Genomic DNA, 13170 nt, shown 5'->3' with positions numbered 1-13170 from the left:
CGTTCAAGATGGCCTTCGCTCAGTGTGGTCGGCCCTTCAAATGAAGTCTCATAGGCGAACAGCCGCATGCCATTGGAGTGGTACGGCAGCGACTTGCGCCGGTGCAGCACCAGGTCGCGGTCCTCGGTGAAGGCGATCCCGCCCTCGGCGCCCTTCTCGGTGCCCACCAGCCGCAACCGACCGGTCTCGCGGACCCGAGCCAGGTCCGGCTCCATGCCCCCGCACGTCCACGGTGGCCAGCACCTGTCCCTCCAGCCCCAGCTGCACCGCCTTCGGGTTGCAGTGGCCGCGGCCGTTGCCGCCGAGGGAGCCGAGCAGTTCCGCGCGGAACCTGGTCACCCGGGGCAGCGGGCCCTCGTTGTCCATGCTCTTGACGAACATCCGGGCCGCGCGCATCGGGCCGACTGTGTGTGAACACTACGGGCCGATGCCGATCGAGAACAGGTCGAAAACGCTGACCGCCATGGTGGGTGCCTCTCACGCCTTTGTGTTGAGGGAAAAACGCCGGAATGCCGACCTCCCGAGGGTGTCAACCGGGGGAGGTCGGCATGGGCGTTCTTGCCGCGCCGTGCAGTGCCCAGCACCGCTTTTGCTGCGGCGACCGGCGGCTCTGCTCGGTCCTACTCGGTCCGCAGCGCGGTGGCGGTCCGGGTCCGTGCCGCCCAGCCGGCCGGCAGCAGTGCGCCGAGCAGGGCGATCACGATCCCGCCGGCCAGCAGGGGGATGAGCAGCCCGGCGGTGTAGACGTGGGACACGCTCGGCGGCAGGTGCCGGCCGATTGCGTTCCCCATCGGGGTCAGCGTCGCCTTCTCCACCGAGACCCCGAGCGGGACCCCGATCAGCCCGGCGATCAGGCCGGTGAGGGACACCGAGGTCAGCACCATCGCGATGGTCTGCTTGGGTGTCATCCCGAGGGCCTTGAAGATCCCCAGATCATGAACCCGCTCCCGGGTGTCCTGCACCACCATGCTCAGCACCCCGAGCGCGGCGACCGCCGTCATCATCAGCGTGAGCGTGGCCACCAGGGTGCCCATGATGATCACCACGATGTTCTTGCCCCCGTCCGAGTGCGGATGGACCGAGGCGTTCAGCGGGGTCAGCGCGGCGGCGGCTGAGGTGGACCAGTCCGATCCGCTGACGTTGTCGGCCAGCTCGACGTTGAACTGCTCGATGTGCGGGGCCAGACCGGCGGCGGTGAAAGTGGTCGCATCCGTCATGACCGTGTAGTCGCCCACGTTGGTGTCGAAGTTGATGCCGACGACCTTCAACGGTAGTTGCTTGTTCTGCTGCACCACGGTGACGTTGTCACCGACGTGGATCCCCACCGTCGTGGCCAGCTTGTCGCCGACCACGGCCTCGCCGGGCGCTGAGAACCAGCGGCCGGACAGCAGCTCCATGTTCGACCAGGAGAAGTCGCCGGTGATCGTGAACACCTTCGGCGGTTCGCCGCCGGGCGGGGCGCCGACGATGGTCGCGCCGCTCTCGCCCCAGCCGAACGCGGCCTTCGTGCCCGGGGTCTCGGCGAGCGAGGCGGCCACCTTGGCGGCGTCCAGGTGCGGCCTGCGCGGGTCGTTGGGCCCGTAGCGACCCCAGGGCACGCCTACGTCGGCTGTGGGGATCACGAACTCCGACGCGACGTTGAAGCCTGCGGTACTGGTGTCCAGGTACTTGTTGAACGCGGTCCCCAGCCCCACCGCGAACGTGACACTCACCACGCCGAACAGCACCGCCGCACCGACCAGTACGGCTCGGGCCGGCCGGGCGAACGGCTGGGCAAGACCCAGCGACATGGCCCGGGGCAGCGGCAGCCGCGAGGCCAGACGCTGCGCCGTCCGACCGCCCCCGGCCTTGGGGGCGCGGCCGACCACCAGAGCCTGCACCGTCGGCATCCGGCCGGCCCGCAGTGCCGGGATCAAAGCCGTGGTGCTGACGATCAGCAGGGTGCTCAGCGGCACCACGGCGCTGACCCACAACGGAATCGTGGCATCGGCCGCGCCGAGCTGCTTGGTGGCCCCGTCCAGGATCGGCACAGCCAGGAGGTTGCCGAAAACCGTGCCGAGCACCAGGCCGAGTGTCGCCGGGATCATGGCCTGCGCGGTGTAGGCGCGGGCCACCTGCGAGGGGGTGAAGCCCAACGACTTCAGAATCCCGATGCGCCGGATTCCCGAGGCCACAGCCCCGCTGACCACGATCGAGATGATCAGCACCGACATGAACAGCCCGAGGATCCCGAAGCCGATCAGGAACGGCACGTAGGCCCTGGCGTTGCCGCCGGCCTGCTGCTTCGCGGTCAGGTACGACTGTCCGCTCTCGACCGCGCCGGCCGGTGCGACGGCGGCCACCGCCTGCTTGTCGGTGGCGATGTCGGCGTCGGTCCCGGCCTTGGCGAACCGGTAGAGCATCTGCTCGTCGGACTTGGCACCGGCAGCGGTGAGCCGCGCGAAACCGTCGGCGGTGGCGAAGGCGGTCGCGCTGCTGGTCACCGAGCCGCCGAAGCCGACGACCTTGAACGACGGCTTGCCCGGCAGGGCGGAGAACACCACCGAACTGCCGAAGCAGGCGGTGGCATAGTGCTGCCACGGCAGGGCGATCTCGCCCGGGCTGGTCGGCCAGCGCCCCTGGGTCAGCACGAGTTGGTCCATCCCGGAGGTGCTGCCCAGGTCGGGCCGGGTGGTGACGGTGATCGGATGGTTGTCGTGACCGGCGAAATCCCTCTTGGGGCAGTCCGTGCCGACGGTCGTGTCCAGGGCGGCGGCGATCGGGTACGGTCCGGCCGCCTCGGTGACGCCGGCGGCGTGCGCGGTGGCGGTGGCCTGTGCGGCCGTGACCTTTGAACGGTCGAACTGGACCGCCAGGTGCGCCCCGTTCCGAGCACTGAAGGCGTGGTCGAACGGGGCCTGCACGACGGCCAGCAGGCCGAGGGAGAGTACTGAGGACGTCACCGCGGCGAACGTTGTCAGGGCCAAGACGAGGGACTGGACCCGACGCCGGCCCACGCCGGAGCGTACGACCTTGCCCAAGACGCTCACCGGCTCACCGCCGGCAGCAGGCGGGCCACGGCCCGGAATCCGACCTCGAAGAGGCGCCGGGGCATCGGCGGCTTGCGCAGTGTCATCCAACCGCTCCCGCCGGACGGGTCAGCGGCGTGCGGGCGGCCAGGCCGGCGCTGCTGCCGTCGTTGACGACGTCCCGCTTGACCGCGCCGTCCACCAACTCGATCGTGCGGCGCGCGGTGCTCGCGGCCAACTGCACATCGTGGGTCACCAACAAGATGGTCTGGCCCTCGCTGTTCAGGTCCAGCAGCAGCCGGCGCACGTCCTCGGCCGAGCTCGAGTCCAGCGCGCCGGTGGGCTCGTCGGCCAGCAGCAGCGCCGGCTTGTTCATCAGGGCCCTGGCCACCGCCACCCGCTGCCGTTGCCCGCCGGACAGCCGCTGCGGGTAGGCCTTGGCATGCCGGTCGATGCCCAGCGAGCCGAGCAGCGCGATGGCCCGCCGCTTCGCTTCACCCTTGCCCATCCCGGCCAGCTGCGCCGGAACCATGACGTTGTCCAACACGGTCAGGTCGTCGAGCAGGTTGAAGTACTGGAAGATCATGCCGATCGAGGCCCGGCGGTACTTCGCCGAACCGGCCTCACCCAGCTGATCGACGCGCGTGCCGTCGACGGTCACGGTGCCACTGGAAGGCTTGTCCAGACCGGCGATCAGATTCAGCAGCGTGGACTTCCCGCTGCCGGAATGGCCGAGGATCGCCACGCACTCACCGGACGCCACGGACAAGGTCACACCGGCCAGCGCGGGCGGGCCGTCGTCATACTTCTTCATCGCGTCTTGGAGAGCGATCATCGGCGGATTCGTCATGGCCATGAACCTATGAACGGACCACGATCCATCGCGTCGGCCGGCGGATGTCACCTCTTACCCCAGGCCATCGGCCCGGCGGCGTACCCCGCGTACATCCCCGGGGTGACGCGCAGAGCCGACGCCACTGAATACGATCTCCGTATGGAAGAGCTTCTGCAGCGTCTCTCGACATCGAAGCGCGTGACCTGGCTGATGTCACAGGCCGTGGTGCCGGCCACCGCCTGCTTCTACGCGCTGCTGCTCCCCTGGACGATGCCGACCCCTGAGGACGGTCTGTTCCGGTTCCCCGACCTCGAGCCCGTCCAGATGGTGGGTCTGTACGTCGTGCTCGCCCTTCCGGTTCTGCTGGTGCGCCGTCTGCCGGCGACCGTCTTCGCGGTGATCCTGGGCGAATCAGTCCTCGGCGCGGCCTTCGGCGCGCGGCCCGTGATCGTGTTCGTCCTGCTCGTCGCCTTGAGCGGGTACCTCGCCGCCCGGCGGCCGAAGGCTGCCGCCGTCGGCTCCGTCGTGGGCGTCGCGGCCGCGTTCGTCAACGACATCCACGGCTACCCCGGGGAGACTGTCGGCGACGCGGCGCAGTGGACCGGGGGGATCGCGTTGTGGTTCGCGGTCGCGTGGGTCTTCGGGGGGGTGTATCGCCAACGCCGTGGATACCTCGGAGCCTTGCACGAGCAGAGGGCGGCCCGCGCCGTCATGGCCGAGCGGCTGCGGATCGCCCGTGAACTGCACGACAGCGTCGCGCACAGCATCGGGATCATCACGGTGCTGTCGGGAGCGGCGGCGCGGGTCGTGGACACCAAGCCCGAGCAGACGCGGCAGGCGCTGACCGGCATCGAGTCCACCAGCCGCCAGACGCTGCTGGAGCTGCAGCGTATGCTCGGGGCGCTCCGCCGCGCCGAGCCGGACGACGCCATGCCGCAGGCCGCTCCGCTGGCGCCGGCCGGCAGCCTGGCCGATATCCCGCGGCTCGCCGAACGCACGGCCGACGCCGGGGTGCGGGTCCACGTGGCCTGGCGGGGCGAGCGGCGTCTGCTGCCGCCGGAGGTCGAGCTGTCGGCGTTCCGGATCATCCAGGAGTCGGTGACGAACGTGGTGCGGCATTCCGGGGCGGCCACGTGCCGGGTCGCGGTCGGTTACGAGCCGGAGGGAGTGACGATCGAGGTGGTGGACGACGGGGACGACGGTCCCGGCGGGCCTGGCCGTCCCCGGCACTCGGCGGCGGCCGGCGGGAGCGGCTTCGGCCTGCTCGGCATGCGCGAGCGGGTGTCGCTGCTGTCCGGCCAGTTCAGCGCGGGCCGGCGTCCGGAGGGCGGATTCCGGGTGACGGCGAGGCTCCCGGCATGAGCGTGCGGGTACTGCTGGTCGATGACCAGCCGCTGATGCTGGTCGGGCTCGGGATCCTGATCGGCGACACCGACGACCTGGAGGTGGTCGGCGAGGCCGGCGACGGCCGCGAGGCGGTACGCCTGGTACGTGAACTGCGGCCGGACGTCGTGGTGATGGACATCCGGATGCCGGGCATGGACGGGATCGAGGCGACCCGGCAAGCGACCGCCGAGCCGGACCCGCCCAGGGTGCTGGTGCTGACGACCTTCGACGACGACGAGTACGTCTACGGCGCTCTGCGCGCCGGCGCCAGCGGATTCCTGCTCAAGAGCATGGCCCTGGACGCGATCCTGGACGCGATCCGCGTGGTAGCGGCCGGCGACGCGTTGATCGCGCCGAGCGTCACCCGACGGCTGATCGCCGACTTCGCCGGAACCTCCGCCACCCCTGCGGCCCCCGAACCGGACGCCGAGCCCGACGCGGGCTCGAGTCTCATCGCGGGGATCACCGACCGGGAGCGCGAGGTGCTGGCACTGGTCGGACAGGGACTGTCGAACGCTGAGATAGCCGAGAGGTTGGTGATCAGCGCGGCGACGGCGAAGACCCATGTCGCGCGCCTGTTCGCCAAGCTCGAAGCTCGGGACCGCGTCCACCTGGCGATCATCGCCTTCGAGAACGGACTCACGCCGGGTAGACGGTAGGACAGGGCGAGAAGAACGACGCCGACCACGAGTTCGCCGCGTTCGCCAGATGCGCGAGCTCACCCACCTGGCCGCGGCGGGATTCGGGGCGAGGTTGTTCAGGAACCCCACCGACCGACTCGTCGAACTCCTCCCCGTGATGGACGATCTTGCCCCACTGCACGGTGCCTTACCTCCCTGGCCTCACCTTGCCGGAAACATGATCAGGCCTTGGCAACCCCCTGCCGTACAGAGTGAGATGGCCCTTCGGGGCCGATCACTGGGGTAGGGGACGCAATGGCGCTGGCAGACTGGGGTCGTATTCAGTTCTCGGGCGAGCTTGCGATCACCAGATACGCGAGGGAGATCGGAGACAGCCTGAGCGCACCCCTGCACTGTCCTTCATGCGGGGCGACCGAAGCACTCATTCTTGGCACACAAGGGGGCGAAGTTCTGGTCGTCTGCTCTTCCTGCGACCACGAGTGGACAGACGATCGCGTCACCGTTCGTGACGTGAGGCAGATGCTCCACCGGGCCGCCATCGGACAGGAAGTGTTCTTCCCGAACGGTCGGATGCGGACTGTCGTCTTCCCCGCGCTCGACGAGGACCGGACCCTCGCCCCGCAACCGGACTGGGACGACGACCCCCGGGTCCAATGGGAGATCAACTGTCTGATCTCCCCGGACACGACATTCACACACTGCCTCCGGGCCGCCCGGCACCTGGCCAGCTTCGCCATCGCCTCGAACACCGACATCTACACCCGTCTCTACCCCTAGGCCGGCGGGAACGCCGTCGACGCCCATATGGCCACGCTGCTCGTAGCCCTGGCCTTGTACGAGGCCGCGTTCCAAGTGCGAGCCACGAAAATGGTCGAGATCCGGCTGACCGAAGCAGTCGCCACACTCAGCCCTGAGCGCGCCTGCGACCTGAAGAACCTGCGCCCGACCCACGACTTCGACCCTGCCGAGCCGTGTCACCTGCGCGTGACCGACGTGAACCGCATGAACACCGCCGACGCGCATCAGTGGGAGCGATGGCGGCAGACCGCGGTGGAAATCCTGGACCTCACCATCCGGGACATCGTCCACAGCGCACCCACATCGACGCCTGCCGCCGAGGTCCGGGCCAGCGACCGCGAACGCAACTGGTATCCGGACGACCTGACTTGGTACACCGGGGAACGGGTCTCATCTGCCACAGCCTCAGCAGGAGACGCAGCCGTCATCTAAGTCGTGTCTCTCCGATCATGTGATTCGTTGTTCGGGTCATGTTGAGCAGGGGAGATCTGACGGATGACGAGTGGGCGGTGCTGGAGCCGCTGCTGCCGCATATCCCGTGACCACACCGGTCTGTTGTGACCATGACTTGATGACCGGGTAGTTACCGTCGGCGGTCTTCTCGGCGAGCGTGACGACGGCGTGGCCTCAGCCGTAGAGGCCGACTTGGTCGAGGAACATTTTCTCGACCACCTCGCTGTCGTCCCAGTAGCCCTGTACGTACGCACCGTTGGGCCGGACTGGGTGGTTACGCGGAATCTGCCGAGGTTCATGGACCGAGAGCCTGCCTTGCGGTGTTCGTCGACTGTCGCGGTGCCCTGGCCGGGGCACCGCGGGCCGCCGCTTCGGTAGGGAGAGCTGGCGGGGTGGTTCATCGGCGGCGTACGGCGCTGATCCAGGCGGGCAGGGCCATGGCGGCGAAGACGAGCATTCCGCCGATCGGTGGCCTCACACTCGCGGTTACGCTGAACGGCGACCAACCACCGCGTCCTGTACGCGGGATTCGATGTTTGTGCTAGCGGTGGATGATGGCGCAGGGGGTTGTCGCCGGGTGCCTTGTTGAAGACGATGCACAGTCTCGTTCCGCCGGGGAAGGCCTGCCCGCCCTTCCAGGCGAGTGACGCAAGGCGACAGTGGCCCGGCGGAGGACGAGACCCGCTCCGCCTCGGCGGCCCGGCGCCGTTCGGCAGCTGCTTCATCAACATGAGAACCTGTGCACTTCAGTGTCAACGTCAGCCTCGATGTGCCAAGGTTGGCTCGTCCTGCCAAGGCGTCCCTGGCGGTGCATGCCGGGGCCGTCAGGGACATGTTGCCGCTCGATGCGCAGTGTCCGGCATCGTCAGCGGTGCATGCCGGGCACTGCATGGGGTCAGCCGGGCGTGCGCTCAGAGCAGATCGCGTTCCATGAAGTCGTCTGCCTCGGCCCATGTGATGAAGGCGCACGCCCCTGTGGCGAGGTCGACGCAGATTGGCAAGTTGCCCGCGAGTCGGGAGTGCTCGTCACCGTGGTCGAGGAACTCGATGCGGTCGTACGGCGCAATGAACCGCCCTCCTTCCACGAAACAGTGCTCAGAGGTGATCCGAACGTTGCTGGACGGCCAGGATTGGCTCTGCTCGGCAAGGAACGTTGCGGCCCGTTCCTGTGCTTCTTTCCGGTCGAGCATCAGTTGGCCCTCATGAGGTAGTAGCCCCGGTAGGTCGGTTTGGCGGGATTCACTCGCCCTACCCGGAAGCCGAGGAAGGCCACCTTGCCATCAACGTTGATCACGTTGATGTGGCGGGTCTGCTTGGGCGGGCGGCCCCGTCCGGGACTCCTGTGTGTCTGGTGCTGCCGTGAACACGAGAATGAAACGTTTGTGAGTTGGACGGCGGTAGCGTCGACTCAGCGCGGCCACAGTGTGAACAGCGCGGCCATGAGTAGGATCAGAAGCGCCCAGCCGAGTATCCCAATTTTACTGCGCCGCGGGTTGCGCCCCTGGTGCCATGCGCTGGCTTCGTGTGGATTGTCTCTCATAGCCGAGCAGCATATGGCGTGCTGTCCACGGCAGGCGGTGACACAGTTCGATGCAAGAGCCAACTCATATGGAACGCACGAAATACGTGAACGTCGACACAGCCGCATTCTGCAGCGACAGGTGCAAGATGCTGACACCAAGGCGAGAGATCGCAGGCGTGACCGCGGCGGCGGCTTCCTGGAGGCGTGGTTCCGGTGCGCGGAGGCCGACGCCGCGGTCGTTGAGTGCTGGTACCCGGGAATCGGTGCATGACCCGGGCCGTGCCCGTGCGGGTTTCTCGGCGTCTGCGTGGATATTCGTGTGGGGGGCTGCCCGTCCCGTCGGGATGGGCAGCCCCCACACATGGTGGTGATGTGCGGTTGGTGTCTACCAGCGGTACCAGCGGGTGCTTCCGCCCTTGGGGCAGCCGATGAACCCGACGAGCCAGGCAACGAGCACGATGACGGCGATCCACCACAGTGCCTTGAGTGCGGAACCCGCACCGAAGAGGATCAGGGCCAGCAGAAGAACGAGAAGCAGGGGAACCATAGTTATCAACCTCCGAGCCATCAGGGCTCGTTGAAATTGAAATTCCCCAGGTCCTGCTCAGAGGTTTGCCAGACCTGCTCACTTTGTCTCCCCACCGACAGGCCGATGACCTGAGGACGAGCGCCACACGGGAGGAAACATCCGATAGTCAGCCAAGATCCGAGGCGGGTGGGTCGTGGCATTGAGCAAGTGGTGCAGCGAACTGGAGAAGGGTGAGTTCAAGGACACGGGCTGCCTCACCCATGGTGGGTTGGTATGCCGAGACGTTCGTAGATCGCAGAAGCCTCCTGCCGGTGGCGCGCTGCAGCGTCATGGCGCCCACGGGTCTGCGCGAGGGTTGCCAATTCGTGGTGGGCTTCGGCTTGGCCACGCCAGTGGCTGACTGAGCCACTCAGATCGAGGGCCCTGGAAGCGTGGTGAGACGCCGCATCGAGGTCTCCGACGTGTCGCTGGAGGATGGCAAGCCCGATGTGAGTGTCTGCCTGGTTGAGGATGTCGCCGAGTTCTAGGTAGCGGGCCATGGCCTGGTCGAGGTGGGTGTGGGCTTCCACGTGCTCACCCACATCGGCGGCAAGCAGCCCCAGGTGACGGTGCGCGGTGGCGATCCCTCGTGGCTGGCCAGCTTGCTCGTACAGGTGTAACGAGGTCGAGAGGTGGCGGTGTGCGCCGTCGTGCTGGCCTTCCAGACGGTCGACAAGGCCGCGGTCGACGTGTGCTGCTGCCAGGTCGATGAGGGTTCCTCCGGCCTGTGCGAACTGGAACTCCGCCTCGGCGTGCACGCGAGCGGAAGCCAGGTCACCGAGCCAGCAGTCGATGTGGTGCAACTCGTGGTGGATCTCTGCCTGCCCGGTTGGATTCCCTGTCGCGGCATACAGATCCAGTGCGCGCTGGAAGCGCGTGCGGGCAGCCGGGTAGTTGCCCGTGCGCATGCTCACGAGGCCGAGGTTTTGATGCATGCCGGCCTGGCCGAGAAGGTCGCCTGTCTCTTCCGTCAGCCGTAGTGCCTGGCTGTGCAAGTCGACGATCTCGTCGTAGAAGCCACGCAGGCGCTGGTAGTACTCCAGTTGGTAGATCAGCCGCCAGGTGCACGGGGAGCGTTGCGCGACGCTGCGTCGCGCGATCGCGAGGAGGTCGCTGTGCTGGTCGTCCAGCCAGGCCAGCGCAGCGCCGGTGGAGGGGAAATGAGGCGGGGCAACGCGCAGGTTCTGGACGTCATTCCGGGCGGGCATGGCCACGTCGTCGGCACAGTACAGCGCGCGGGTAGCTTCCGATGCAACAGCGTGGGCGTATCGAAAGAGACGATCGTCGCAGGCGGCTCGCTCTCTGCCGGTCTCACGGGCCGTCGCAGCACCCTGAGCTGCCGCCCGGACCAGGTCATGCATGCGGTAGCCGACGCGGCGGTCGGGTAGCAATAGACCATGGTGGTAGAGATCCGCCAGCAGCGCCTGGGCGGTGCGAAGCGGCTTGTCGGCCACGACCGCGGCGATCTCCGGGCTGATCAGTGAGCCGGGGTAGTTCGCCGTGCGGCGCAGAACGAGCCTGGCCTCCGCTGGCAGGGAACGCACCGACAGGCCGACGCTGGCTGTGGCTTCGCTGATGGCTCGGTCGTCGCGGGCAAGGAGATCCGAAAGGCGTACGCCTGGATTGGCGGCCTTCAGGTCGGCCACTTGGCGCACGGCCAGCGGCAGCCGATAGGACGCCGCGATCACCGTGGCAGTGCTCGGGTCGGGGTGGCCCGTACGTTCCAGGATCCGGTTCGCGAGCGTGCGTGCCTCATCCTGCGAAAACACGTCCAACGCGACCGCTATATCGGGATCGAGGCCGGTCAAGGCGTGACGGCTGGTGACGAGGGCGGCGCAGGTCTGTCCGGCTGGCAACAGCGGCCGGACCTGGTCGGCATGGTCCACATCGTCCAGCACCACGAGCAGCTTTTTGCCAGCCGTGGCTGAGCGCCATACCCGACTCAACGCCAGCGCACCGGTCATCTGCGGATCTGGAGACACGCCTAGGGCATTCAGCAGCAGCCGCAACGCCTGTGCTGTGCGCATGCGGGACTCGGCTGCCGCGTAGGTGCGTAGCTCAAGCCAGAACTGACCGTCTGGGTAACGAGCTGTCAACTCGCGTGTTGCTCGCGCAGCGAGTTCGGTCTTGCCAGTGCCACCGAGTCCAGTGATCGCGAGGATGAGCGGGCCTGCAGTCGCCCTCGCTGCCTCGGGGCCGATAAGTTGGTGCAGACACTCGGCACGGCCGGTGAACACCCGTGTCCCGACCGGCGGAGGCAGCCCCGCTCCTGGTCGCAGGCTGCTCCTGCCAGGAGCAGGGTCGCTCTCTTCGCGATCCGGGCGTCGCGCTTCCACGACCAGCCCGAGCGCGGGTGCGGCGCTGAGCACGACAAGCACGGCGAAAAGCCACCAGTTAAATCGCGCCGTGATGATCGTCGCCACTACCTGAGTTACGGATGCGGCCACGGGAACGAGCACCAGTGCTCCTGCCCGGATTACCGCACGACGTCGCGAACCGCTCATCGCGCCCCCTCTGCCAGGTCATTGTGCCCAGCAGGCGCGAGAGTAAGGGCTTCGGACGAGAACTCGACGGAGATTGGCTGCTGGTGCTCGAACTGGGACCAGTCCGGGCCGTACGAAGATTCATCCGTGCTCCGGTTGTCCCCACACAAGGCGAGCCGTACATGGTTAGCGAAACTCATGGCGGAGCGAACCGACAGACGGGGCGTCACGTCCGCACGCTCGACGAGCTGGCGGCCTCGGTCCTTGTTGCCAACAGCAACTAGGTGGGGACCCGAAGAGGGGAGCGGCCCGTTTTCAAGGTTCTGGCCGCAGTTTCGTGAAGCTCATGGTCGGGTGAGGATGCGGATCCGGAGGAGCCGGAAGGATGCCCGGTTGTACATGCTCCGCTTGATCGTTTTCACTCTGTTCACGTTGCCCTCGGCGGTGCCAGAACTCCATTCCAGGGTGAGGCCGGCGGTGACGGCGTCGAGGTCCTGGCGGAGGCAGCCGGCGAAGCTGCGGACGGGTGCGGGGGCGTCCTGTTCGGCCTGGCGGATCCAGTCCATCAGAGATGCCCGCGGCGGTTTGTGACCAGGTCGTGGAAGATGCGGGCGAGGTCGCAGGCGCGGGTGATGTCCGGGCAGGCGAGCCGGACTTGGAGGAGTCGTTCCTCGTCTTTCGTGCTGAGGTCTTCCCGGCGGCACATGATCCACGAGGTGATTTTTCGGGGGCTGGGGATGTCGGCGCGGACGGGTTCGGCGGTGCCGTCACGGAGGGCGGCGAAGTGCTTGCGGATGGCCTGGACGCTGCCGCGATAGCCCTGCTCGCGGATCTCTGCGAGGACCTGGGGTGCGGTGATGCTGCCGCCGGTGTCGGTGAAGCTGGCGGTGGCGTATGCCCTGAACGGGGCGAGGACGCCGGTGGGGCGTCGGTCGCGGGCGGTGGCCAGGAGGATTGCGCTGCCCGGCCCCTACCGCTGGTTCGTTGCGCACGACGTGAGCGGGGCGGACGCCTGCCCGGACGGATGGGCATGCTTCTTCCAGAACCCGGACTTCAACGCGCAAGCCTCCGGCTGGGAGATCCTTGTCCAGGACGACGCGAAGACCTAGACCTCGTCGGCCAGTACAACAAAGCCATCAGTTCCTGGATCAACCGCACGTCCGTCTGCATGGCGTGGCACGAGCTGCCCCATGTCGAAGGGTGTTCGTGGCACGGCCTCTTCCCGGGCGAGCGCCGCGTTTCACTGGGAGCGGAAGACAAGAAGGCGCAGTCCATCCACACCTTCACCGACGCCGCAGCATTCACTCGCGGCTCCCGTCCGTAGGCCCCGGGGCAGGCAGCCCACAGCGCTGCCCCACCGGCCTGGCGCTTCCTTGCCCGTCGCCAAACGAAGGCGAGCTCAAGCGGTCCGCGCATCACCGCCGTTCAGAAGGTCAGCTCGGCCGGAGCGCGGTAGCCGTGGGTCTTTCGTGGACG

Annotated in this window: 12 protein-coding genes and 1 pseudogene; 5 read left to right on the top strand and 8 right to left on the bottom strand. The window is 67.6% G+C overall.

Going from position 1 to position 13170, the window contains the following annotated elements:
* Nucleotides 1-41 precede the first annotated feature (41 nt).
* The 3 genes and pseudogenes from IE206_RS43330 to IE206_RS39215 all read right to left on the bottom strand — a co-directional run.
* Nucleotides 42-465, bottom strand: a pseudogene (locus IE206_RS43330) (serine dehydratase beta chain); the annotation flags it as partial.
* A gap of 155 nt (nucleotides 466-620) precedes the next feature.
* Entirely contained in the window at nucleotides 621-2942 is a 2322-nt protein-coding gene (locus IE206_RS39220; RefSeq protein ID WP_229853362.1) for an ABC transporter permease, read from the bottom strand.
* Between the two features lie 169 nt (nucleotides 2943-3111).
* Nucleotides 3112-3858 carry an ABC transporter ATP-binding protein gene (locus IE206_RS39215; RefSeq protein WP_189971030.1) on the bottom strand — a complete coding sequence of 249 codons (747 nt, stop codon included), beginning with the start codon at nucleotides 3856-3858 and terminating at the stop codon, nucleotides 3112-3114.
* Nucleotides 3859-4002: 144 nt separating this feature from the next.
* Here IE206_RS39215 and IE206_RS39210 point away from each other — a divergent pair, with 144 nt between their 5' ends.
* The 4 genes from IE206_RS39210 to IE206_RS39195 all read left to right on the top strand — a co-directional run bounded on the left by IE206_RS39210 (nucleotide 4003) and on the right by IE206_RS39195 (nucleotide 7100).
* A complete protein-coding gene (locus tag IE206_RS39210) occupies nucleotides 4003-5205 on the top strand; it encodes a sensor histidine kinase (protein WP_189971028.1) in 1203 nt (400 codons plus the stop codon).
* A complete protein-coding gene (locus tag IE206_RS39205) occupies nucleotides 5202-5888 on the top strand; it encodes a response regulator (RefSeq protein WP_189971026.1) in 687 nt (228 codons plus the stop codon). Before IE206_RS39210 ends, IE206_RS39205 begins: the two co-directional genes overlap by 4 nt.
* 492 nt (nucleotides 5889-6380) lie before the next feature.
* Nucleotides 6381-6647 carry a hypothetical protein gene (locus IE206_RS39200; RefSeq protein WP_189971024.1) on the top strand — a complete coding sequence of 89 codons (267 nt, stop codon included), beginning with the start codon at nucleotides 6381-6383 and terminating at the stop codon, nucleotides 6645-6647.
* 27 nt (nucleotides 6648-6674) lie between these two features.
* Nucleotides 6675-7100 (top strand): hypothetical protein, encoded by a 426-nt coding sequence (locus IE206_RS39195; protein WP_189971022.1) that lies wholly within the window; start codon nucleotides 6675-6677, stop codon nucleotides 7098-7100.
* Nucleotides 7101-8032: 932 nt separating this feature from the next.
* Here the strand turns inward: IE206_RS39195 and IE206_RS39190 are convergent.
* From IE206_RS39190 to IE206_RS39170, 5 genes are all read right to left on the bottom strand, one after another.
* Nucleotides 8033-8311 (bottom strand): hypothetical protein, encoded by a 279-nt coding sequence (locus IE206_RS39190; RefSeq protein ID WP_189971020.1) that lies wholly within the window; start codon nucleotides 8309-8311, stop codon nucleotides 8033-8035.
* Between the two features lie 717 nt (nucleotides 8312-9028).
* The gene (locus IE206_RS39185; protein ID WP_229853361.1) at nucleotides 9029-9190 is read right to left on the bottom strand and encodes a hydrophobic protein; all 162 of its coding nucleotides are present in this window, start codon (nucleotides 9188-9190) and stop codon (nucleotides 9029-9031) included.
* A 236-nt stretch (nucleotides 9191-9426) separates the two neighbouring features.
* Nucleotides 9427-11634, bottom strand: a complete 2208-nt coding sequence (locus IE206_RS39180; protein ID WP_189971016.1) for a tetratricopeptide repeat protein — start codon at nucleotides 11632-11634, stop codon at nucleotides 9427-9429.
* A gap of 404 nt (nucleotides 11635-12038) precedes the next feature.
* Nucleotides 12039-12260 (bottom strand): transposase, encoded by a 222-nt coding sequence (locus IE206_RS39175; protein WP_189971014.1) that lies wholly within the window; start codon nucleotides 12258-12260, stop codon nucleotides 12039-12041.
* The gene (locus IE206_RS39170) at nucleotides 12260-12400 is read right to left on the bottom strand and encodes a hypothetical protein (protein ID WP_189971013.1); all 141 of its coding nucleotides are present in this window, start codon (nucleotides 12398-12400) and stop codon (nucleotides 12260-12262) included. The genes IE206_RS39175 and IE206_RS39170 overlap by 1 nt, the downstream gene beginning before the upstream one ends.
* A 163-nt stretch (nucleotides 12401-12563) precedes the next feature.
* On the opposite strand from IE206_RS39170, the gene IE206_RS39165 reads away from it, so the two are divergent.
* The gene (locus IE206_RS39165; protein ID WP_189971011.1) at nucleotides 12564-12803 is read left to right on the top strand and encodes a hypothetical protein; all 240 of its coding nucleotides are present in this window, start codon (nucleotides 12564-12566) and stop codon (nucleotides 12801-12803) included.
* The last annotated feature ends 367 nt before the right edge of the window (nucleotides 12804-13170 follow it).

Origin of the sequence: Streptomyces violascens (assembly GCF_014649955.1) — a bacterium.
GTDB lineage: Bacteria > Actinomycetota > Actinomycetes > Streptomycetales > Streptomycetaceae > Streptomyces > Streptomyces violascens.
Note: the sequence above shows the minus strand (reverse complement) of the source record. Positions and strands in the feature narration are given on the sequence as shown.